Annotated in this window: 23 protein-coding genes and 1 tRNA gene; 9 read left to right on the plus strand and 15 right to left on the minus strand. The window is 36.3% G+C overall.

The annotated features are described in order from the left end of the window. The first annotated feature begins 44 nt into the window (after window positions 1-44). From sufB to HAW63_03490, 5 genes are all read left to right on the plus strand, one after another. Window positions 45-1472, plus strand: coding sequence for a Fe-S cluster assembly protein SufB (sufB, locus tag HAW63_03470; GenBank protein ID MBE8163027.1), 1428 nt, complete (start codon window positions 45-47; stop codon window positions 1470-1472). A gap of 21 nt (window positions 1473-1493) precedes the next feature. Continuing rightward, on the plus strand, window positions 1494-2243 hold the full coding sequence (gene sufC, locus HAW63_03475; protein MBE8163028.1) for a Fe-S cluster assembly ATPase SufC: 750 nt from the start codon (window positions 1494-1496) through the stop codon (window positions 2241-2243). After that, window positions 2231-3373, plus strand: coding sequence for a hypothetical protein (locus tag HAW63_03480; GenBank protein ID MBE8163029.1), 1143 nt, complete (start codon window positions 2231-2233; stop codon window positions 3371-3373). Before sufC ends, HAW63_03480 begins: the two co-directional genes overlap by 13 nt. Next, window positions 3363-4592 (plus strand): cysteine desulfurase, encoded by a 1230-nt coding sequence (locus tag HAW63_03485; protein MBE8163030.1) that lies wholly within the window; start codon window positions 3363-3365, stop codon window positions 4590-4592. The genes HAW63_03480 and HAW63_03485 overlap by 11 nt, the downstream gene beginning before the upstream one ends. Before the next feature lie 95 nt (window positions 4593-4687). Continuing rightward, window positions 4688-5008 (plus strand): RNA-binding protein, encoded by a 321-nt coding sequence (locus HAW63_03490; GenBank protein MBE8163031.1) that lies wholly within the window; start codon window positions 4688-4690, stop codon window positions 5006-5008. A gap of 101 nt (window positions 5009-5109) precedes the next feature. Here the strand turns inward: HAW63_03490 and HAW63_03495 are convergent, their stop codons facing one another. Both HAW63_03495 and HAW63_03500 read right to left on the minus strand, forming a co-directional pair. Further along, entirely contained in the window at window positions 5110-6690 is a 1581-nt protein-coding gene (locus HAW63_03495) for an ABC-F family ATP-binding cassette domain-containing protein (protein ID MBE8163032.1), read from the minus strand. A gap of 159 nt (window positions 6691-6849) precedes the next feature. After that, window positions 6850-6925, minus strand: a tRNA-Ala gene (locus HAW63_03500). 97 nt (window positions 6926-7022) lie between these two features. Here HAW63_03500 and HAW63_03505 point away from each other — a divergent pair. Next, window positions 7023-7622 carry a NifU family protein gene (locus tag HAW63_03505; protein ID MBE8163033.1) on the plus strand — a complete coding sequence of 200 codons (600 nt, stop codon included), beginning with the start codon at window positions 7023-7025 and terminating at the stop codon, window positions 7620-7622. Between the two features lie 12 nt (window positions 7623-7634). On the opposite strand, the gene HAW63_03510 is transcribed toward HAW63_03505, so the two are convergent. From HAW63_03510 to HAW63_03555, 10 genes are all read right to left on the minus strand, one after another. Then, window positions 7635-7940, minus strand: coding sequence for a cytochrome c (locus HAW63_03510; protein ID MBE8163034.1), 306 nt, complete (start codon window positions 7938-7940; stop codon window positions 7635-7637). A 124-nt stretch (window positions 7941-8064) separates the two neighbouring features. Then, window positions 8065-8781 (minus strand): hypothetical protein, encoded by a 717-nt coding sequence (locus tag HAW63_03515; protein ID MBE8163035.1) that lies wholly within the window; start codon window positions 8779-8781, stop codon window positions 8065-8067. A 123-nt stretch (window positions 8782-8904) separates the two neighbouring features. Next, window positions 8905-9099, minus strand: a complete 195-nt coding sequence (locus tag HAW63_03520) for a hypothetical protein (GenBank protein ID MBE8163036.1) — start codon at window positions 9097-9099, stop codon at window positions 8905-8907. A 137-nt stretch (window positions 9100-9236) separates the two neighbouring features. Next, a complete protein-coding gene (locus HAW63_03525; GenBank protein ID MBE8163037.1) occupies window positions 9237-11162 on the minus strand; it encodes a hypothetical protein in 1926 nt (641 codons plus the stop codon). A gap of 51 nt (window positions 11163-11213) precedes the next feature. Then, window positions 11214-11684, minus strand: coding sequence for a hypothetical protein (locus HAW63_03530; protein MBE8163038.1), 471 nt, complete (start codon window positions 11682-11684; stop codon window positions 11214-11216). Window positions 11685-11687: 3 nt separating this feature from the next. Then, the gene (gene fsa, locus HAW63_03535; protein MBE8163039.1) at window positions 11688-12338 is read right to left on the minus strand and encodes a fructose-6-phosphate aldolase; all 651 of its coding nucleotides are present in this window, start codon (window positions 12336-12338) and stop codon (window positions 11688-11690) included. Window positions 12339-12412: 74 nt separating this feature from the next. Continuing rightward, on the minus strand, window positions 12413-12976 hold the full coding sequence (locus HAW63_03540; protein ID MBE8163040.1) for a hypothetical protein: 564 nt from the start codon (window positions 12974-12976) through the stop codon (window positions 12413-12415). Window positions 12977-13062: 86 nt separating this feature from the next. Continuing rightward, on the minus strand, window positions 13063-13734 hold the full coding sequence (locus tag HAW63_03545; protein MBE8163041.1) for a hypothetical protein: 672 nt from the start codon (window positions 13732-13734) through the stop codon (window positions 13063-13065). Window positions 13735-13746: 12 nt separating this feature from the next. Further along, window positions 13747-14601 (minus strand): 4-hydroxy-tetrahydrodipicolinate synthase, encoded by an 855-nt coding sequence (gene dapA, locus HAW63_03550; GenBank protein ID MBE8163042.1) that lies wholly within the window; start codon window positions 14599-14601, stop codon window positions 13747-13749. Between the two features lie 156 nt (window positions 14602-14757). After that, on the minus strand, window positions 14758-17106 hold the full coding sequence (locus tag HAW63_03555; protein ID MBE8163043.1) for a DNA translocase FtsK: 2349 nt from the start codon (window positions 17104-17106) through the stop codon (window positions 14758-14760). 52 nt (window positions 17107-17158) lie between these two features. Between HAW63_03555 and HAW63_03560 the strand changes: the two genes are divergently transcribed. The 3 genes from HAW63_03560 (at window position 17159) to dnaB (ending at window position 19710) form a co-directional block, all read left to right on the plus strand. Beyond that, the gene (locus HAW63_03560; protein MBE8163044.1) at window positions 17159-17791 is read left to right on the plus strand and encodes a radical SAM protein; all 633 of its coding nucleotides are present in this window, start codon (window positions 17159-17161) and stop codon (window positions 17789-17791) included. Window positions 17792-17955: 164 nt separating this feature from the next. Then, window positions 17956-18294 carry a site-specific DNA inversion stimulation factor gene (locus HAW63_03565; protein ID MBE8163045.1) on the plus strand — a complete coding sequence of 113 codons (339 nt, stop codon included), beginning with the start codon at window positions 17956-17958 and terminating at the stop codon, window positions 18292-18294. Window positions 18295-18297: 3 nt separating this feature from the next. Continuing rightward, window positions 18298-19710, plus strand: coding sequence for a replicative DNA helicase (gene dnaB / locus HAW63_03570; GenBank protein MBE8163046.1), 1413 nt, complete (start codon window positions 18298-18300; stop codon window positions 19708-19710). 10 nt (window positions 19711-19720) lie between these two features. On the opposite strand, the gene rplI is transcribed toward dnaB, so the two are convergent. The 3 genes from rplI to rpsF all read right to left on the minus strand — a co-directional run bounded on the left by rplI (window position 19721) and on the right by rpsF (window position 21663). Beyond that, complete coding sequence (rplI, locus tag HAW63_03575) at window positions 19721-20245, minus strand: 50S ribosomal protein L9 (protein MBE8163047.1); 525 nt, start codon at window positions 20243-20245, stop codon at window positions 19721-19723. Window positions 20246-20345: 100 nt separating this feature from the next. Beyond that, window positions 20346-21287 carry a hypothetical protein gene (locus tag HAW63_03580; GenBank protein MBE8163048.1) on the minus strand — a complete coding sequence of 314 codons (942 nt, stop codon included), beginning with the start codon at window positions 21285-21287 and terminating at the stop codon, window positions 20346-20348. Further along, the gene (gene rpsF / locus HAW63_03585) at window positions 21238-21663 is read right to left on the minus strand and encodes a 30S ribosomal protein S6 (GenBank protein MBE8163049.1); all 426 of its coding nucleotides are present in this window, start codon (window positions 21661-21663) and stop codon (window positions 21238-21240) included. The genes HAW63_03580 and rpsF overlap by 50 nt, the downstream gene beginning before the upstream one ends.

The following is a 21663-nucleotide window of genomic DNA, read 5'->3' on the forward strand; positions in this document are numbered from 1 at the left end:
TGATTTATTGACTAAAAAGAATAAAGTATTTAAATATAGCCCTAATGTCCAGCCTTAACAAAAAACAATATCAACATGGCTTTCTTACCAAACTAGATATGGAAAGCTTTGCAAAAGGCTTGTCAGAAAAAGTAATTCATAAAATTTCTGCAAAGAAAAAAGAGCCACAATGGATGTTAAATTATCGCCTAACCGCTTTTGCTCATTGGAAGACTTTAGAAGAGCCTCATTGGGGCAGTAATAACTATGAAAAATTAGATTATCAAGATGTTATTTACTATGCTGAGCCAAAAAATATTGCAGAAAAGAAAAAAAATTACGAAGATTTAGATCCAGAACTAATTAAAACTTTTGATCGCTTGGGCATACCCCTTAATGAACAAAAGCGTATTAGTGGGGTTGCTGTGGATGCCGTGTTTGATAGTGTATCGATTGCCACCACACATAATGAAGTTTTAGATAAAGCCGGTGTAATTTTTTGTTCTATTTCCGAAGCCCTTGTTAAACACGAAAAACTAGTTAAAAACTATTTAGGCACTGTGGTTCCTTATACAGATAATTATTTTGCTGCTTTAAATGCGGCAGTTTTTACTGACGGTTCTTTTTGTTACATTCCTAAAAATGTAAAATGCCCTTTAGACCTATCCACTTATTTTAGAATTAATATGCAAGAGACAGGGCAGTTTGAAAGAACCCTGCTAATTGCCGACGAAGGTAGTTTTGTAAATTACTTAGAGGGTTGCACCGCTCCCATGAATGATAAAAACCAATTACATGCTGCTGTGGTCGAACTTGTTGCCTTAAACGATGCCACCATTAAATATTCCACCGTACAAAACTGGTACCCTGGAGATAAAGATGGCCGCGGAGGTATCTACAATTTTGTGACAAAGCGTGGTCAGTGTCGTGGTAAAAATTCAAAAATTTCTTGGACACAAGTCGAAACAGGATCGGCCATTACTTGGAAATATCCTTCTTGTATTTTAACAGGCGAAAATTCTCAAGGCTTTTTTTACTCGGTGGCCTTAACCCATGACCATATGCAGGCAGACACTGGCACAAAAATGATACATGTGGGAAAAAATACTAAAAGCGTTATTATTTCTAAAGGAATTTCTAGTGACAACTCTATTAATACTTACCGTGGCCTTGTGCAAATTTTACCCTCAGCAGAAGGAGCTAAAAACTATTCTCAGTGCGACTCCATGTTAGTAGGATCTAATAGCCAAGCTCATACCTACCCTACCGTGGATGCAAAAAATAATACTGCAATTGTTGAACACGAAGCTTCTACCTCGAAAATTAGCCAAGACCAACTTTACTACTTACAATCGCGAGGGCTTAGCGTAGAGCAAAGTATTTCCTTAATCGTAAATGGTTTTTGTAAAGATGTTTTTAAACACCTTCCTTTAGAGTTTTCTGAAGAGGCTGTAAGCCTTGTGGAAATGAAACTAGAAAACAGCATTGGATAATTAAAAAAGGATACCGCAAGCATGTTAAAAGTTACCAACTTACACGCCTCTATAAATGATAAAGAAATTTTAACTGGTTTAAATTTAAGTGTTCAGGCGGGGGAGGTACATTGTATCATGGGCCCCAATGGTGCTGGAAAAAGCACTTTGTCTAAAATTTTAACCAAGCACCCCGACTACAGCGTTAATTCTGGCCAAATAGAATACACGCTTAACTTTGAAAAATACGACTTGCTAAACATGGAGGCTAACGAACGCTCTTTAAATGGTGTTTTTTTAGCCCTGCAACACCCTGTGGAAATTACTGGTATTAGTAACTTTCAATTTTTACAAGAAATTACAAAAGCTCACTGCCTCCACCAAGGGGTTAAACCTCCCTCTAGCGATGAGCTTAAAAAAATGATTTTAGATTTAGCTAAGCAACTAAAACTACCTTCTGACTTTTTAGACCGATCCATTAACGATGGTTTTTCGGGAGGAGAAAAAAAGCGTAACGAAGTATTGCAAATGCTTTTGCTAAAGCCGCAACTTATTTTTTTAGACGAACTGGATTCTGGTTTAGACATTGACGGTTTACACCTTGTTGCCAAGGCTATTAAAAATTTTCAAAATTCCGAAAGAGCCTTTGTATTAGTTACCCACTACCAAAGTATCTTAAAAGAAATAAAGCCCGATTTTGTACATGTTTTGCATGGAGGAAAGCTTGTTAAAAGTGGCGACTACAGTTTGGCAGAAAAAATTGCTGCTCAGGGGTATTCTTGGTTAACTTAAGTTTATTAAAAAACACTAAGCAAGTGCCTTGGAAGGGGTTTCCTCTTTATGCCGCTTTGCAAGAGGTGCCTAAAAACCTTTTTCTAACTACTCTTCCAAAAGAGGTGGTGTTTTTTACCATACATCCCGATGACAAAAATAAAATAGATATTCAATATAATCTAACTAACCCCTTTAAAAAACCAGAAGAGCAATTTTTAGAACTACAATCGCTTCGTAGTAAAAAAGATTTTTCTAGTTTTCAAAATATCTTTAATACAGACAATCAATTATATGCCCTGCTGTCTGTTAAAGAAAACCAACACCTTGCGCACCCTATTGCCATCCATCTTCCTTGTTCTCAAAAATACCAAAACTTGCAGTATGGAATTGTTGTGAAAAAAAACGCTTCGGCAAGTGTTTATGAATCCTACACAGGTAGTGATGAAGCAATGGATCTACACAATGTTAGTTCTTTTATTTCTGTGCAAGAAAATGCTTGTTTAAATTTTATCAGTGAAAATTCTAAAACTTCGTCGGCAATGTCTGTCCGGCACATGCATAATTATTTGCACCAAAATAGCCAAATGTATCTTAATTATTATTCGGTAAACAACACTACCCCCGTATCAGTTAACCAGCTTTCTTCGCTGTACAATGTTCATACTTTTTTAATGGGTAAAGCCTCTAATTTTTTTGAACAAGCTTTAACTTTAGCTAAAAATAAAACAAACAACCATCATTGTAGTAATATTTATCACTTAAAGCCTTGTGGGCAATCCTCCCAATTACACAAAGCCCTGTTAGATGATTTTGCAAAAAGTGTTTTTAATGCTTTAGTATTTATTGGCTCTGATTGTCCACAGGTTAATAGTCATCAACTTAATAATAATTTAAGCTTTTCTAAAAAAACAAAAGTTATCTCTCAGCCTCAATTGCAAGTAAAAACAGATGATGTAAAGGCCGCCCACGGAAGCACTACGGGGCAAGTGCAAGCAGAAGAACTGTACTACCTTCAGTCTCGAGGAATTTCTTTGCTAAAAGCTAAACAATTATTAAAACAAGCCTTTATAAAAGAAACATATAGTAATATAACTAACCCTGTTATTAAAAAAACCATTAGCAGTATTTTAAAAAAATATGATGAATAAAACATACGATATAAAAAAAATTCGCTCTGAATTTCCTCAACTAAGTTTACAAATAAAAGAAAAGCCTTTGGTTTATCTAGATAGTGCGGCCACCACTTTAAAGCCAAAGCCTGTTATTGATAAACTTTCTGACCTTTATCTTTTTAAAACGGCAAACATTCACCGAGCCGCTCATGAGTTAAGCCAAAACATTAGTGCCGATTACGAAAAGGCTAGAGAAAATGTAGCCACTTTTATTAACGGCAAACAAAACGAAGTGATCTTTACCAAGGGAACTACCGAGTCCATTAACTTTGTCGCACAATCGTATGCAAAATACTTTCCTAAAGGGAGCGAAATTATTATTAGTAGCTTAGAACATCATTCTAATATTTTGCCTTGGCAAAGTATCGCTAAAGAATATGGTTTGGTATTAAAGTTTATTGATTGTTTACCTTCGGGGGAGTTAGATTTTAATCACTTTAAAAGTTTAATTACTAAAAAAACTAAACTATTAGCTTTAACTATTTGCTCTAACGCTTTGGGGATTATTAACCCTGTGGAAGACTTCACTGCAGTGGCTAAAAAAAATCAAATAAAAGTTTTATTAGATGCTGCTCAATCTATTAGTTCTAATATCACCGATGTAAAACAATTGGGCGCTGATTTTTTAGTGTTCTCGGGGCACAAAATTTTTGCCCCCACAGGCATTGGAGTTTTATGGGTTAAAGACAATTTGCTAGAACATCTAAAACCCTATCAGGTGGGCGGAGGAATGATTTCTTCTGTGAACAAACAGTCTTGTGCTTTAGCCTGTCCTCCTCATAGGTTTGAAGCGGGCACCCCTCCCATTGTACAAGCTATTAGCTTGGGGCATGCTTTAAATTATGTGCAAAACATTGGGTTACAAAATATTCATAATCATGAAAAAGCTTTATTAACAGCTCTCGACGAGGGCCTGGGGACCATTTCTGGACTTAGCATTCTGGGCCCTTTAAAAACACGAGTAAATATTTGCTCCTTTAGTGTGCAAGACATACACTCTTCTGATATTGGCCAGTTATTAAGTATGCAGGGTTTTTGCGTTAGAACGGGCAATCATTGTGCACAACCCTTGGTGGTTGAAGAGCTTAAAATTAACACCGGCCTAACTAGAATTTCCCTTTCTATTTACAACACCTTAGAGGAGGTGCAAGCTTGCATCGTCGCGGTTAAAAAATGCTTAAAAATGCTTCGCTAAAGGGTTTGCAATGCCCTAATGACTATGCTAGGTTGTTTTTTGCATGACTGGCAAGTGCCATTTAAGCAAAGAACCAAAACAGAGGAAAAAGAAAAATGGGTAAAAGACTATACGTAGGGAACCTTCCCTTTACAGTGACAGAACAAACATTAGGTGATTCATTTGCAGAATGTGGAACAGTAGAAACTATCACACTTATTACAGATAGAGAAACAGGCCGTAGTAAAGGTTTTGGCTTTATCGAAATGGGAACAGATGATGAAGCGCAAAAAGCGATTTCAAAGTTTGATGGACAAGACTATGAAGGTCGTTCATTAAAAGTTAACGAAGCTCGTCCAAAAGAAGACAGACCTCGCGGTGGCGGCGGTGGATTCGGTGGCGGCGGTGGCGGCGGTGGTCGTGGCGGACGCTACTAATTTAGTATAATTATTTATAAATTATTGTGACAAAAAGGAGCTAATTATTAGCTCCTTTTTTTTTGTAGTAAAAACTAACAATAATTAAACTAGAAGCCATTTTATAAACTTAAATATTCGTCATAAGAGGTGTACTTATCTTCAATAACTTTTCCGTCAATGTCGATAATTCGGTTAGCTACGGTTTGAATAAATTCGTGATCATGGGAGGTAAATAAAGCTGTTCCGTTAAATTTTGCCAAACCATCATTCACGGCGGTAATACTTTCTAAATCTAAATGATTAGTGGGTCCGTCTAATATTAATACATTCGCCCCCGACAACATCATTTTAGAAAACATACAACGCACTTTTTCGCCGCCCGATAGTACATTGGTTTTTTTAAGTGCTTCGTCGCCCGAAAATAACATTTTTCCCAAAAACCCACGAATAAAAGATTCGTCTTTTTCTTCGGAGTATTGGCGCAACCAATCTAAAATAGAATATTTTCCATCGGCAAAATAAACAGAATTATCAGAGGGAAAATACGCTTTAGTGGTAGTTACTCCCCACTGCACAGTCCCTGCGTCGGGCTTTACCTCTCCCTCTAATATTTGAAAAAGTAATGTTTTAGCCACATCGTTTTTCCCTAAAAAAACAACTTTGTCGCCTTTTTTAAGGTTAAAAGAAATATTGTCTAAAACTTTTTCTCCATTAATGCTTTTTGTTAAGCCTTCTACTAATAATAAATCTTTTCCCGCTTCGCGCTTGGGCTGAAAAGTAATGTAGGGGTATTTTCTAGTTGTTCGTGGTAAATCTTCAATTTTTAATTTTTCTAATTGCTTTTGTCGAGAAGTGGCTTGTTTAGATTTTGCTGCATTTGCTGAAAACCTTTGAATAAAACTTTTTAATTGATCGGCCTTGTCTTCGGCTTTTCTTTTTTGATCGCTGCGCAATTGTAAAGCTAGCTCGGAGGACTGGCGCCAAAAATCATAATTTCCCGCATAAACAGTTAGCTTTTTAAAATCTAGGTCGGCAATATGTGTACACACTTTATTTAAAAAATGTCTGTCATGCGAAACCACAATAACGGTATTGGTAAAATTTAGTAAAAAATTTTCTAACCAATGAATGGCGGCAATATCTAAATGGTTGGTTGGCTCATCTAACAATAACACTTCTGGCGAACCAATTAAGGCTTGAGCTAATAACACCTTAACCTTTGTATCGCCTGATAAATCTTTCATAACTTTTTCATGAAATTTGGTGCTAATGCCTAGGCCTGCAAGCAAGGTTGCAGCTTCGGATTCGGCCTCCCACCCGTTAAGTTCTGTAAATTGTGCTTCTAAATCGCCCGCACGAACGCCATCTTCGTCAGAAAAGTTTTCTTTTGCATAAATGGCGTCTTTTTCTTTCATAATAGAATAGAGTTTTTTATTTCCCATTAACACCGTTTCTAAAACGCTATTTTCGTCATAGGCAAAGTGATCTTGCTTTAACATAGACAGGCGATCGCCGTGCCCCAAGCTTACCGTTCCTGTTTGTGGTTCAATGTCTAAAGAAAGAATTTTTAAAAAGGTAGATTTTCCAGCTCCATTAGCTCCAATTAACCCGTAACAATTTCCGGGAGTAAATTTTGCATTTACATCATCAAATAATTTTTGCCCACCAAAGGCTAAACTAACATTATTTGCACTAATCATCGCCCTGTCCTTTCTTGTTTTTACTGCTGTGAAGATACAATAATAAGCCTGTGCGGTCTATTAAAAAGTTTGAACATGCTTAGCAATAACCATTGGAGAAGAATAATTTTATTGATTGCTTTGCCGGGAGTGCAAGTTTAAATATTGTTTTGCAAAGTTTGGTGGAGCCAAGGGGGATCGAACCCCTGACCTCTACGCTGCCAGCGTAGCGCTCTCCCAGCTGAGCTATGGCCCCCAACATTGCCAGACTAGCTTAAACAGAAAAAAAAGCAACAGCCCTTTAAAAACAAAAACGCTAGCTCTTTTATATAAAAAATTATATAGCTATAACCATGAGCACAGTAGACATACGGCCCGAAGATATTTTAATTAAAGTGCAAGACACACCTAACCCATGGGCTTTAAAGTTTATTATTAATCAAGTTTTAAAGTCAGAGGGCAAGGCCACTTTTACCAAGCCGGATGAGTGTAATAATTTGCCGCTAATTTATGCACTAGTTACCCTAAAGGGCGTAAAACAAGTTTATGTTTTTCGCAACACTTTAAGCATCACCTACACCGAAGAAATAGAAAAAGAAGATTTAATTAGCAATGTGCAAATTATTATAAAAACGCGCATTAATATTCACAACCCTGACTTTTTAGACTACGACCCTTTTGAAGAAAAAAAACCAAAGGTTAAAAAATCACACCAATCCGACAACCCCGAAATTCAAAAAATAAATGAAATTTTAGATCGCACAGTAAGGCCCGCCCTACAAGCCGACGGTGGTGATATTGATATTATAGAAATTTTAGACGATGAAGTAAAAATTCTTTATCAAGGTGCTTGTGGAGGTTGCCCCAGCGCACTCACGGGAACTTTGCAAGCTATAGAAAATATTTTGCAAAACGAACTGGATAAGCCAAACTTAAAAGTTTCTCCAATATAAAAACCGCGCTGGTTATTTTAAAGAACTAAAATACGCAGCAATGTCTTCCATATCTTGAACGCTTAACCCTGCAACCATAGGCTTCATGCTTGGGTCTTTACGGGCGCCCGACTTAAATGCTTTTAATTGCTTTACTAAATAGGCCTGTTTTTGACCCGCCAAATTAGGCCACACAGGACTGACACTAATTCCTTTTGCCCCGTGACAAGCAAAGCAAGTGGCGGCCCTAGCCTTTCCTTTTTTTGCATTTCCCGCCGCCTGAACTGAAGAAATAAATCCAAAAACCATGCATATACTGATAATACTTTTTGCAAACATAATAACTCCTTAATAAATATAATGTTTAAATACTCCTTAGAAGAAAAAAAGCAAGTGCCCTTTAAAAAAAGGCCTAAACTTTTAAAAACCGCTATCGCAAAGGCTTTAGCCTGTACGCTTAGCTTTATATATTATCCATAAAATATTCTGTTGCTCCCAATACAATAAAGGGAAATGCTACTAACAATATTCCTGGAATTATAAAGCTTAGTGATAAAAAACTACTTAAGCCTAAAAAAAAGGGGAAAAAAGTAAAAGAAAATTTTAGGCGGCTTAACAGGGGTAAGGCTTTAAGCTCCATAACATAGTCCATACTATCTAAAGCAATAATCCACATCATTGCAAAATTAGAAAAAATGGATATTACTGGAAAAAATGATAATACAAAAAACAAGAGGCCTAAAATAGAAAAAAAAACTACGCGCTTTATGCTTACTTGCAATAAAAAGAAAAATAACTGTATTTTTTTTTTCACTGTTACTTCGGTAGCTACAGAAGAATTTTTCTTCTTGCAAAAAGATTCCACTAAAAATAAATGAAAAGGGCTAGCTATAACAGTAAAAATGCTAAAAACCACATACAAAAGCAATATAGAAAAACTAAACCATAAAGTGGCCTTTAATAACCCAGCCAATAGAGGGTATACCCAAAAAGACGACATAAAAACTAAAGTGTTGTCTATAAATTTAGAAAGATAGGAAATAGAAAAAAAGTTTCCGGCAAAAAATAATAGCCCTGCAAAAATTAGAGGCATAAAAATCCATTTTTGCAAAGACTTATGCTCTTTAGCTAATTTTATTCCTCTAAAGAAAACTAAAAACCCTTTAAAAAAGTGCATCATAATATAAACCCACTAACATAAACCCGCAGGAGTGAAAAAGTAAAAAGCTACAATAATTAAATTGTAGCTTTTTTTGTTTACACAAAGGAAGTAAAATTAACTTCGCGTGGTTACTAAAAGTAATTAAATATGATCTCTCATGATATCGCGATCCATTACTGTTTTGCGATTTTCACTTTTAGCAGCTTCAATGCCTTTTTTGCACAATCTTTCTACCGCTTGGCTTAATGCAGCCACTGTTTCTGCAGAAGTATTGCACCCACCAGCTTCTTTAATATATTTTTTTACCTTACTTGCTACTACTAGTACTTCAGCCATAATTATCCCCTTATATTTTAGCGCCTACCTATTACTATATTATAGACATATTTGCCTAAACTCTAGCACAACATTAAATTCTGGCAAATAAAAAGTAGAAAAACTCTAGAAAAAATTTGTTAAATTTAAAAATACTCTTAAAATTGCAATATCTGCACGCTTTTAGGTTCAGAAATAACCAGTTTAGTGGCTGTTTGTAAAACCGAATTATGCCTTGTAACCACATTGGCGCTATAAGAACCTCTTGGTAGGTTAAAGGCAATAAAACCAATGGTTTTCTTATTGGGTTGTTTATAGGTTTGCCACTGCTTATCAAAATAAAAAAGCTGTCTTTTTAAATGGGGAGGGGAATCTAACAAGGGTTTAATGTTCGCGCTAAAAGCTACGGTTTTTTGACTCACCCCAATCAAAACGCTAGATTCGTCCACAAGCGTTATGTTTTTTGCCATTTTACTAAGCCATGCTTTTCGAAGCATGGGAATTTCTAATTGGTTTTTGTTAGAAAAAGAAAGAATACTTAAAGCTTGGTAGCTTGTGTTTTTTGGCTCCACTTCGAATAGCTGCAAATTTTCGCCATCTTTTTGTTGGGGAAGAACTACTTTGCCACCTTCGGTAACAAAAGATCCGTAATCAGACCCTAATAATTTTACTTTTGCTTGCACAAACTTTTTAGAAAATAAATCGTAAGGTATAATGTGTTTTTTTCTATTTTTTGATTCAATAAAATCTACAAAAGAAACCGCGCCACTTTGAACGGGAACAAATTTAGAATTATAAGAATGTTGTGCAAATTGCACCCCTATGGAATTTACTCCGCTTTCTAAACCTACAAAAGCAAACAAGCCCGAAGCACTAGTGCTAGATAGCTCTTTGTTAGGAACCCAGCTGTCAAAGTAAATGGGCTTTATGTTAGAGTTGTAAAGTTGAAGTTTTGCCCCTTGCACAGGCCTTCCTTTATAAGAAATTCTTCCCCATACAATAGAGGGTTTATTAGAAATTTCTAAATCCCATTCTAATAAATATAAAAAAGAATCAATTATAGACTTCGAAAAAGAATACAAATTACTTAAGCTAAAAGTATTGCCAAAAGATAAGCTCGGCCAATGGTTAAGGTGGTAAGCTCCTAATAAATAATTAGAACCTTTGCTCATGTTAATGTCTCTATATAAGCCTTTGCTTTTTAAAATTTTTCGGTCTAAAGATTCTGCATAAAAACTTACCTTACCACTTGGTGTTTTGTTGGATAAATTTCCTCCCCATAAAGTTTGACTAGACAAAGCGAGCCCTTTTAAACCTTTGGAAACATCTCTAATTGGCAAAACTGCAGGTAAAGTTAGGCTGCTGGTGCGCACTTTAGAAAAACCAATTAATTCTCCAGAGTTACTTCTTAACTCGGCAACAATATAACTATTAAAAGCAGCGTTTTTTAAAAAGAACCTTGCCTTTTGGTAATCAATTTTTGCTTCAGAAACTTTTAGCCCGTTGTGCATTTGATAAATAAACACCTCGGAGCCATTAATAAACAAACCATCTTTTAACAAAAATTTTCCAGAAATTGCAGGGCCTAAACTTTTATTGCTTTTAGTTTTTTGCTGTGGCGTGGTTTTAAAATTGGCACTGGCCATTAAATTTTGGCTTTGTCTTTGGTCAAGGGTAAGCCCCCCTCCTTTTTGTTCCATTTCTGTATACCAAGCCGACCAGTTAAATATATTGCCTGTGCTTAGTGTCTCCGAAGAAGCACTAGCAATATTTCTTTTTCCTTTGGCGGCGGAGACAGCAAAGTTTTGGTGAGCCTTTAAAAAGGATATTGCATATAAAGGAGTTTTTATGTTTTTTATGCTTTTATTATTTTGCTCCATCTCTTCTACTAAAAAGGAACTGTCCTCGATAACGGCATAAGCACTGGCGGCGCTATCCATGCTGATTTCGTGAACCGGCGAAGAAACTAATTCTACTAACGCAGTGTCGGATTCTAAACCGGCATTGAGTATTAAAAAAGACGGTAATATTTTAAATAAAAAAAAAGAATAAGTAGTTTTAAATAATAATCCTAACTTTAACATATCTCTATCCTTGTGTGCTTCTTTGACTAGTCAGTGGATATTAAAATGTTTTCAAAAAACTCGGAAGTCGTCAATCATATTAAAGCTTTTAGCCCTTTTGCCTAGGTGACTAGTCAAAGTTTTTCTAACAACCTCTTTTAATTGTTCAGAAACTTCAACAGATTCATAAATACGCTTACCATGATTAATAAATTGTTTTTCTTTTATGACTGTAGCAAATAGTGTGTAGGGGTTGCTATCCCCAGAAATATTAAAGTTTAGCCGATAGCGCGTCGTGGGCTTGGAGTCATACGAATAAATTTGCACAAAGTAAATTTTCCCTGCCTTTTTAATAATGCGAAAATATTTAGAAGAAAACACTCGAATATTCTTTCTTTCTTGAATATCAATAGGTACTATTTTAGCTAAAGCCGGCACAATTTTATATATGGGCTTGTTAACCGCCACGCTAACCGGCCTTAAAATAAATAAATTACAAGAACTTAGCCATAATAAAAAAGAAACGCACAATATTTTTTTCATGCTTTATCGTTTCCCATTGGCTACTTGCGCATCTTTTAAAAAGATATCTAGCCCTTGGTCTGTAAGTGGGTGCACTAACATCTGTTTTAATACTTTAAACGGTACCGTGCACACCTCGGCACCTAAAAGTGCTGCTTCTAAAATGTGTTGATTGTTGCGAACGCTGGCCACTAACACCTGTGTTTCTAAATCATAATTATCATAAATTTGTATAATTTGTTCTACTAACTCCATGCCAGTATGGCCAATATCGTCTAGCCTTCCCACAAAAGGAGAAACTAAAGTGGCCCCCGCCCTAGCTGCCATTAACGCCTGCAATGGAGAAAACACTAAGGTCACATTGGTTTTAATTCCCACGGCAGAAAAGTGGCGAACCGCCTTCATTCCCTCTTCGGTCATGGGAACTTTCACGACTATTGCCTCTCCTAATTCGGCCCATGCAGTACCTTCTTTAATCATTTCTTCTGCTTGAGTGGCTAAAACTTCCACAGAAATCCAGCCTGGACTTAGGTCTAATAAATCTTTAACCACTTCTTTAATGTCGCGGCCAGATTTTGCAATTAAACTAGGGTTGGTGGTAACTCCCTCAATCCAACCTCTAGACAAGGCCTCTTTTACTTCACTAATATCTGCTGTATCAATATAAAATTGCATTTATCACTCCTTGGGCTTTGCCTACAAAAATACTAAAAATTACACTAAAAATTATACGGACAAGCTAGTTACCGTTATTTTACTTTTTTAAAATAATAACAATATTCGGAAACATAGCTATTATATAAAGAAAACTTTTGCACCACTAAGTAGTCATTAGCATTTCTTAAAGCAATTCCCGACCCTTTTGTTTGCCACCGCGCTGCCAAACTATTAGAAAATCGTTCTATTGGAGGGGCAGGGTTATTTCGTAATAGTTTTAAAATAGCCTTTTCTTTTTTAGGGGTTACAGTGTCAAATTCATTGGCGTTGGTTTTATCCGAACCTAATAACCACATTCTTGGACTGTCTGGAAACAGTGGTCCGCGATCAGAAGAGTTTCTGTAAAAATCGCCAGGTAATAAAAACAATAATGACGCCTCTGGAAGGTTAGAGTAGGGCTGAAAACAACGCCCAGAATACCAATTTTGTTTTTTTAAATTAAAAGAAAAGTTTGTATTCCCTTGGGCAAATAACTGTTGCAATTCCAAAAAAGGATTTTGGTTTGCTGCGTTGGGGTTAAATATTCCCGCAAAAGTTGTTGCTGGGTTCAGTAATAAAGCCCCAATCAATACTGTAAAAAAAGATTTTTTAAACATTTTTTCTCCTTAATATGCACCAATATCTATTAAGATATGTTGCGATTTTTATGCGGATTAGTCAAACTACCCTGCCCCAAACTCGTTTAAGAAAATAAATTTTCCATTGTATACAAACCGGAGGGCTGACATACCAAAAACTCCGCAGCCCGTATGGCGCCCTTAGCAAAAACACGGCGGCTGTGAGCCTTATGCTTTAACAGTAAGCTTTCCTCATCAGAAACTAAATTAACGGTGTGCACCCCCAGCTCCTTGCCCTGTCTGTTAGAGCACACTTTTGCTTCTATATTATTGTCGTTTAAAACACGCAACAAACTTAAGGCTGTGCCACTGGGCGAATCTTTTTTATCTACATGATGTGTTTCTTCAATAGCATATTTAAATTCCAGCCCCTGCGTTTTTTTACTTATTATATTTAAACACAAATTTAATAAATAAACCCCCACGCTCATATTCGCTGACCAAAAAACGGGTATGGATAACGAAATACTTTTTAATAAATTAAAGTCTTTTTCTGTTAAGCCCGTTGTGCCAGACAAAAAAGCTTTGCGGTTATTTTCCGCCCATTTTGCAATGTTAGAAAAACTTTTTTGGTGAGAAAAATCGATAACTAAATCCACTTGCTGCGGGTCCACATCGGTTAAGCTAGAATCAGGGCTTTTGTATAAAGAAAAAAAAGCATGTTCTTTTATTAAAGTTTGCAGCTCTTTTCCCATTTTTCCAGAACCGCCAAAAAGTAAAATAGATTGTTTTTTCATAGTAACCATTACCTATAAGTAACCTAGTTTTTTTAGCTCTTTGGCAATGTCTTGCCCGCTTCCTTCTACCATGGGCAACCTTAGCTCGGCACTTTTAATAATTCCTAACAAAGCTAATGCTTTTTTTATTCCCATGGGGTTGGTTTCTGCATACAAAGCTTTAAGTAAGGGTAAATAAGTTTCCCAATTTTTTCTTTCTGCTGTGTTTTTAAAAACGGCATTAAACTCTTTTCCCAAAATGTGTGTGGCTACCCCCACTAATCCATTGCCGCCGACTTTCATAAAGTCGTTAAAAGATAAATCATCACCGCTGAGTATGCTAGAAAATAGTTTTTGTTTTACAATTTGTTTTGCAAAATCTATATTTCCCGAAGCTTCTTTAATGCCTATAATATTAGGCTCGGCAGATAATGTTTTTAAACTCTGTATATCTAAACTTACGCCTGTTCGAGAAGGTACATTGTATAATAAAATATTTATGCTTTTGTTTTGTTGTGCTAAATATTGAAAGTGTTGTACTAGCCCTGCTTGAGAGGGTTTGTTGTAATACGGGCAAACCACCAATGCCGTTTTCACTCCCCAAGACACTGCTTGTTTTATTTTTTGATCCGCCACATAAGTAGAATTACTTCCTGTGCCTAAAATTACATTGGCCTGCGTGGAAGCTTCGCCGCTTACAAAAGAAAAAATATTCTTTACTTCTTCAGGAAAAAGACAAGGGCTCTCTCCCGTGGTTCCATTAACTACAAAGCCTTGAACTTTAGAATCCAATTGCAATTGTATTAGTTTTTTTAAAGATGGATAGTCTACCTCCCCTTTATAAAAAGGAGTAACCAAGGCGGTAATAATTCCAGAATATTTTTGCATACACTATGTAACTTGCTTTAATTTATTACTGATGTCACGGGAGGTTTTGGATCTGCCTTTAAACCACACCCGCTAAAAGCAAAAGCATGAATACAGCAAAGGCTATAAATAAGCAGTTGTTTTCTTGTTAGCTTGGTAAATACTTTTTTACACATATTACGCCTCTGCATCTGGGTTGTTTGCTAAAACTTGTCGAGGCTTGCTTCCTTGTGGTGGGCCAACAATTCCCGCCTGCTCAAATAACTCAATCATGCGCGCGGCTCTAGGATAACCCAAGCGAAATTTTCTTTGAAGCAAAGAGGCACTAACCATTTTCATGGAAGAAACCGCTTGTAAAATTTCTTCATAGCGTTCGTCTTGCTCGTCAGCATCGCCCATGCTAAAGCCCTCTTTGTGTTCTTCCGACTTACCGTTTAAAAACTGCATAGCTTTTTCATCATACAGTGGATCGCCCTGGTTTTTCCAAAAATTAATTAATTTAGAAATATCCTCGTCAGGTAACCAAGGCCCATGATAGCGTTTGGGCTTAGAAATTCCTGGGGCTAAAAATAACATATCCCCTCGAGTTAATAATCGCTCGGCCCCACCTTCATCTAAAATAATGCGCGAGTCGGTTTTGCTGGCCACCTTAAAACTCACTCTTCCAGGAATATTGGTTTTTATTAAACCCGTAACCACATCTTTACGCGGGCTTTGCATAGCTAAAATTAAATGAATACCACAGGCTCTAGCCATTTGTGCTAAGCGCACTACCGCTTGCTCCACATTAGATTTATCTACGGCCATAAGGTCGGCAAACTCTTCTACAACAATAACAATGTAAGGTTGTTCTTCGTAATAATAACTTTCTCTTTTTGCGCAATCTTGGTTAAATTCAAAATGTTTTAAAATTTGTTTTTCAGAAAACTTTTTAACATGAGAATTAAACGCGTCTAAACCTCTAGCATTAAATTGTGACATAGATCGATAACGCTTTTCCATTTCTTTAATGGCCCAATTTAAAACACGAACCGCTTTTTTAGGGTCACGAATAACCGGAGTTAACAAATGGGGAATGTCATCAAAAATGGTTAAGTCTACTTGTTTTGGATCTACTAAAATTAATTTTAAAGAATCTGGTGTATGCCTAAAAATAAAACTACACAAAGTCGATACCGTAAACACCGACTTTCCCGAGCCCGTAGAGCCTGCCACTAACATATGAGGTATTTTTCGTAAATCCACAGTGTTTGGAAAGCCACCCACATCTCTTCCTAAAGATATAGGTAAATAAGAATCTTCCGTCCAAAATTTTTTGTCTGCAACAATGTCTTTTAAATACACCGTTTCGCGACTGACATTAGAGGTTTCAATGCCCACAACATTTCGCCCCGGAATAGGGGCAATAATCCGAACCGACTCACTACTTAAAGCTAAAGATAAATCATCGGCAAGGTCAGTGATGCGACTAACTCGAACATTAATGTTTGGTTTAAATTCAAATAAAGTTACCGCTGGGCCTGGCAGAGCATTTACTATTTCCCCAGACACATTAAATTGTTCTAGTTTTTGTTTTAACAGTGCTGCCTTTTCTTTAATCTCTGCGGGAGTCACTTTTTCTCTTATTAAAGGGGGGTCTGATAAAATAGATATTTTAGGTAATGTCCAGTGGCCTAGTTTTCTTTTCACCGACACTTTCATTTTTACTTTTCGTTTCTTTTTACTAGGCTTAGCAACTAAAACTTCGTCGTCGCCCTCGCTCTCTTCTTCCCACTCTTCTTCCTCTTCCTCGCCTTCTTCCTCTTCTTCTTCTTCGCCTTCTTCTTCCAGTTGCTCATCGTTGGCATCTTCTTCTAGTTCCTTTGCCGACAAAGAGGAAATTTGTGTACTTCCTGTTTTCCATAAAGCTCTTGCTTTTAATAAAAAAAACAAACACACAATTTTAGTCCATCGCAGTGGTAAAAATACGGTTTGAAAAAATGTTTTGCTAAAAATAAATGTAACGCCTTTCCAAAGAATGCCTGACAAATGCTTTAAAGATTTTTTGGTTAATCCTAAGGTCACAATAAACAGCCCCGCCCATAAACTAATAACCAAACCCCACCAGTTTAAAGTTTTAATTAGTGAATTAACTACAAAGCTGCCTACCGCCCCTCCCACAACAATATTTTTATAAAAAATACTATCCATAAAATGCGCTTGCGATAAAGAACACAAAATAACGCTTAAGCTTAAGTATAAAAAGGCTAGTTTAAAATCAAAGGCCACCTGTTGAGAGCGAAAGGTTTTGTAAGACAAGTTACCCGCCATAAGCACAAAAACCCAAGAAAATAATCCAAACATTTTATAAAGCATGTAGGCAACAGTAGAGCCTAAAAAACCAAAAAGATTATGAATGGATGCATTTGTCCAAAAAAGCATAGACGGATCTTTTGGATGATACGAAAACAAAGAGACCCCTAAAAAAATAGTAAAACTTAGCCACAGCACTCCGCGAATGTCTCTTTGAAAATCAGCATAAGTCATGTATGTTAGTGTACACTACTTAAAAGGTAAAAAAAGTCTGGTTTTGAAAAAAATAGTAAAAGTTAACGAAATTTTTTTTAGTCTTCAAGGGGAAAGTAGCAAGATGGGCTTGCCTACTATTTTCATTCGCCTGTCTGGTTGCCACCTTCGGTGCCAATACTGTGATACAAAATACGCCTATCATAAAGGGGAGCAGCTAGATATTTTAACGCTTATGCAAAAAATACAAAAGTACCCCAGCAAACATGTTTGTATTACGGGGGGGGAACCTTTGTTGCAAAAAGATGTGTACCCTTTAATGACGCAACTGTGTGATAAATCTTATCACGTTTCCCTAGAAACTAGTGGAGACAAAAGTACAGTGCTGGTAGACTCTCGAGTAAAAAAAATTATTGATATAAAAACTCCTCACAGCAAGGCCTGTGCCCCTGTTCACAAGGATAACCTAAAAAACCTGTTTAATACGGAGTTAAAGTTTGTAATTTGCTCTGACGAAGACTTTGATTGGGCAGAGAAATTTATCCAAGAAAACCATTTAACCCACTCTAAGGTTTTGTATTCGCCCTCTTGGGGTGAAATCACAGCTACGCACTTAGCAGAAAAAATTTTAGCCGCTGGATCGTCTGCCCAGCTACAAATTCAACTACACAAATATTTATGGCCCAATAAGCAACAAGGCGTTTAAAAAATACAAAAAAAAACCTATGGCAATACTGTCATTTTTTGACCAGGGCAACTTGACAACAGAAAACCTTGCCATTGCTAGGCCTGCAAGATAAAACACACTCAAAATCACTAAGAATTACAAATAGGACACTAATGAATTCCGACTTTTTTAGACATTCTAGCATGGGTCCATCTCAAAATAGTGCCGACAAAGACCTTTCCCATTATAGTTGTTCTGATCATCTTTTTGTAGCCGATATTACAGAGACTAGCTTAGAAGAAATAATTTACTGCAAGCTAGAATACTTATTTAAAAATTCTGTTTTAGATGATGTAGAAAATTTATTTGATATTTTAAAAGAACAAATGGAAAGACCTTTAATTGAGCTGGCTTTAAAAAAACATAAGGGCAACCAATTAAAAGCAGCACATCTTTTGGGTTTCAGTCGCAATACATTAAAAAAGAAAATTACCGATTACCAAATTTGTATTAAAAAACATACTCGGTTTATTTCCCAATAAAATATGACAAAAGAAAAACAAGCCCCTCATAATATAGAAGCCGAAATTGCTGTTTTGGGTGGCATTATGCTCGACCCCAATGCTTGGACAGACATACAGCACCTTTTAAAAGCCGGTAGTTTTTATAAACCTTCCCATCAAAAAATTTTTACCGCTATGGAAAAGCTCAGCTACAAAAACGAGCCCATTGATTTAGTAACCTTATCCAATTTATTAACTAATAGTAATCAGCTAGAGTTAATTGGAGGGCACGCTTACCTAAGTAGCATTATCGACAACACTCACTCCACTAGTTATTTATCACAATACGCAAATATTGTGGCAGAAAAAGCAAAGCTTAGACAATTGATTAATATTTGTGGCGATATTAGCCACGACGCTTACTCAGAAAACTTTGAAGAGTACCCTACTTTTATCGACAAGGTGGAGTCTGATATTTTTTCTGTTACCGAAAATAAAAGCCATTCCCAACAACTAACAGAACCTAGTGTTGTAGTTAAATCCAGCGTGGCCTTGTTAGAAAAGCTATACTCCAACCCGGGACAAATCAGCGGAATATCTTCTGGATTTGAAGCCTTAGATACTATGACCTCGGGCTTTCACGAAAACGAATTAATAATTATTGCAGCCCGCCCGTCTATGGGGAAAACGGCATTGGGGTTAAACATTGCCCTGCATGCTGCTTTAAGAGAAAAGAAAAAAGTCGCCTTTTTTTCTGTGGAGATGTCTAAAGAAGCATTAATGATGCGGTTACTTTCTAACCTTGCCGAAATTCATGCAGCAAAAATGCGTACAGGAAAACTTTCTGATTCAGATTGGACTAAATTAATTGATGCCGCCGCCAAACTTAGTGAAACTTCTTTATTTTTAGATGACTCCTCTATGCTAACTCCCTTAGATGTTCGCGCAAAAGTGCGGCGAATGAAAAAGAAACAAGGTTTAGATTTGATTGTAGTAGATTATCTTCAGCTTATGACTGCTGGAAAAAAGGTAGAGAGCCGAGAACGAGAAGTTTCAGAAATTTCTAGACTACTTAAAGCGGTAGCTAAAGAACTAAATATCCCTGTAGTTGCCTTAGCTCAGCTAAATCGTGGAGTGGAAGGGCGATCTGATCGCAGACCAATTTTATCCGACTTAAGAGAGTCTGGTTCCATAGAGCAAGATGCCGATTTAATTATGATGCTTTACCGTGAATCTTATTACGAACCTGACAAAGTAGAGTTAAAAAATAAAGCAGAAATTATTATTACCAAACAAAGAAGTGGTCCAACAGGATATGTAAACTTAGCTTGGTTTCCAGAATACGGGCGATTTACTAACCCTGTTACAGAGATTGCTCCTAGCCCCGCAAAACAAACGACTTCTAACACCCGTTTTTCTCAAAGTGCTTCTGTAAAAAACTGGGCTCCCAAGTAATTATTTTTAATTACTCTGCTTCGTCTTCGGCTTCTTCGGCTTCTATTTCTTGAATGGTTTTTTCACTATGCACAGGGGCTGCGGCAGTACTTTTTAATGGAGTTACTGTAACAGTAATCTCTGTATCTAAACCCTTGGCTAAATTAATTTTTAACTGAATTTTACCTGTATTTTTAATAGGTGCTTCTAATAAAAGATCGCGCCTGTCTAAAGAAAAACCCTTTTCTTCTAAAGCAGAAAGGATGTTATGCATAGTAATGGATCCAAATAGTTCGCCATTGCTTTTCGCTTCGTGAGAAAAAGACAACGATACTTCTTTTAGCTTGGCTAATACTTTTTCTCGCTCTACAAAAGCTTTTTTTTGTTTAGAGGTGGCCACTTGCTGTAAATAAGCCCATTCTTTAGTATTTTTTTCTGTAGCAACTTGTGCAAAATTATTAGGAATTAAGTAGTTACGAGCATAGCCCGCCTTTACATTAATAATTTCACCAACTTTTCCCACATTTTTTACATCTGCCTTTAAAAATACCTTCATTGCTCTGCCTCCAAATTACTGTCAATTGCTCTTAATTTTTATCTTATTTCGCATAAATAAAATATACAATGGCAAAGCATAGGCTTTCTTACACTGCCTGTCACTTCTTTTTATTCAATATCTTATACAGCTTAATCTTGGTTCGAAAGCTAAACCAATAATCCAAAAAGCCTAAAACACTAATGAAACTAAATAAATAAATAAAGGAAATAAGGTAGATTAATCGCTTGGTGGTTTTTTTCAGTTTTAGTAAAGATAGTACATCGGTGATTATTCCTAAACCTTGTAAAAAGTAAAAAGCAAAGCAAATGTTTAAAACATTTATGCCAAAGGTTTTAAATGCTGGTGGCAAAGATAGGTCGACAAAAGATAAGAGCAGGGCCAAAATAAAAACCCATACTCCCCAAGAAGAAACGGAAAAATTAAAGCTTCTTTTTTTTAATTGTACTAAGTAAGAGTTAGTACTAAAGCCACTTAACTGAAACTGTTTTATGTCGGCTAAAGTATTATTGCTTTTACAAAAACTAATCCATCTTAAACTGAAAAAAAACAAAAAACTAAAGCTCACTACAAGAAGGCTGGGTACTTGCGCTAGTAATTGCGTAAATGTTTTTGGGCTAAGCTCGCTTAAAAACTTTTGTTTTAAAGGTTCTAGCTGTGTTAATAATTGAACAAAAAGTGTAGAATCTTGTAGTGTAAAAAAACTTGCACAAAGAAAACCCGTAGCCACTAGGCTAGACATTAAAAGGTTAAAAAATAAAGAAAATTTAAACCCCTCCAATAAAAAAAAAGTTTCTATGGCTAGCAAAATAGCAATTAAAATAATTAATACTATTGGCGATAAAATAGCAAAGCCTGCCAGTAAAATTACAAGGCTAAGCCAATAGTGCTTTTTTGATGCTCGAAAGCGTAAAAGTAAAACGGGTATTAAGCCAATTATACCAAAAAAAATAGTAGAAATTGCTATAAAAAGATTAAAAAGAATAACTTTTTTAAAAGGAATTCTTTCTAAGAGTTTGGCGTTTTGCCAGCCTTTTTTCAACACTAGCCTGTACCTCTTGTAAAGTCGTATGATACTGATCTAAATGTTTGCTAAGTGGTACACGCTTGTCTAAAACCGTGTGCATAAATCGCAAAACTTTATCATCAATGCCCATAATACGCTCCAGCTCGATTATCGAAGACGCCTGTGCGCTAAAAAGCACGTGAAAATATACACCATTAGCAATGCGCTTAATAGGGTTTGCTAAGCGACGATTTCCCCAAGTGTTTATTGATTCTATTTTTCCTTTAAATTGTGACTCTAAAGTGCTGTCTACTCGTTTAAAAAAGGCTTTTGTATCTTCTTCTGAGGTTTCTGGATGCATGATAACCACCAATTCGTAGTTATTGTTTTCTTTATCCATTTTCCATTCCAT

It is taken from the genome of Pseudobdellovibrionaceae bacterium (assembly GCA_015163855.1).
In the GTDB taxonomy this organism is placed as follows: Bacteria; Bdellovibrionota; Bdellovibrionia; order Bdellovibrionales; family UBA1609; genus JAAOIH01.

Excerpts from the sequence above, each read along its gene's own strand:
- sufB (MBE8163027.1), top strand. The coding sequence starts at position 45 with ATGTCCAGCCTTAACAAAAAACAATATCAACATGGCTTTCTTACCAAA.
- sufC (MBE8163028.1), top strand. The coding sequence starts at position 1,494 with ATGTTAAAAGTTACCAACTTACACGCCTCTATAAATGATAAAGAAATT.
- HAW63_03485 (MBE8163030.1), top strand. The coding sequence starts at position 3,363 with ATGATGAATAAAACATACGATATAAAAAAAATTCGCTCTGAATTTCCT.
- HAW63_03490 (MBE8163031.1), top strand. The coding sequence starts at position 4,688 with ATGGGTAAAAGACTATACGTAGGGAACCTTCCCTTTACAGTGACAGAA.
- HAW63_03495 (MBE8163032.1), bottom strand. The coding sequence starts at position 6,690 with ATGATTAGTGCAAATAATGTTAGTTTAGCCTTTGGTGGGCAAAAATTA.
- HAW63_03505 (MBE8163033.1), top strand. The coding sequence starts at position 7,023 with ATGAGCACAGTAGACATACGGCCCGAAGATATTTTAATTAAAGTGCAA.
- HAW63_03510 (MBE8163034.1), bottom strand. The coding sequence starts at position 7,940 with ATGTTTGCAAAAAGTATTATCAGTATATGCATGGTTTTTGGATTTATT.
- HAW63_03515 (MBE8163035.1), bottom strand. The coding sequence starts at position 8,781 with ATGATGCACTTTTTTAAAGGGTTTTTAGTTTTCTTTAGAGGAATAAAA.
- HAW63_03520 (MBE8163036.1), bottom strand. The coding sequence starts at position 9,099 with ATGGCTGAAGTACTAGTAGTAGCAAGTAAGGTAAAAAAATATATTAAA.
- HAW63_03525 (MBE8163037.1), bottom strand. The coding sequence starts at position 11,162 with ATGTTAAAGTTAGGATTATTATTTAAAACTACTTATTCTTTTTTTTTA.
- HAW63_03530 (MBE8163038.1), bottom strand. The coding sequence starts at position 11,684 with ATGAAAAAAATATTGTGCGTTTCTTTTTTATTATGGCTAAGTTCTTGT.
- fsa (MBE8163039.1), bottom strand. The coding sequence starts at position 12,338 with ATGCAATTTTATATTGATACAGCAGATATTAGTGAAGTAAAAGAGGCC.
- HAW63_03540 (MBE8163040.1), bottom strand. The coding sequence starts at position 12,976 with ATGTTTAAAAAATCTTTTTTTACAGTATTGATTGGGGCTTTATTACTG.
- HAW63_03545 (MBE8163041.1), bottom strand. The coding sequence starts at position 13,734 with ATGAAAAAACAATCTATTTTACTTTTTGGCGGTTCTGGAAAAATGGGA.
- dapA (MBE8163042.1), bottom strand. The coding sequence starts at position 14,601 with ATGCAAAAATATTCTGGAATTATTACCGCCTTGGTTACTCCTTTTTAT.
- HAW63_03555 (MBE8163043.1), bottom strand. The coding sequence starts at position 17,106 with ATGACTTATGCTGATTTTCAAAGAGACATTCGCGGAGTGCTGTGGCTA.
- HAW63_03565 (MBE8163045.1), top strand. The coding sequence starts at position 17,956 with ATGGGTCCATCTCAAAATAGTGCCGACAAAGACCTTTCCCATTATAGT.
- dnaB (MBE8163046.1), top strand. The coding sequence starts at position 18,298 with ATGACAAAAGAAAAACAAGCCCCTCATAATATAGAAGCCGAAATTGCT.
- rplI (MBE8163047.1), bottom strand. The coding sequence starts at position 20,245 with ATGAAGGTATTTTTAAAGGCAGATGTAAAAAATGTGGGAAAAGTTGGT.
- rpsF (MBE8163049.1), bottom strand. The coding sequence starts at position 21,663 with ATGGAATGGAAAATGGATAAAGAAAACAATAACTACGAATTGGTGGTT.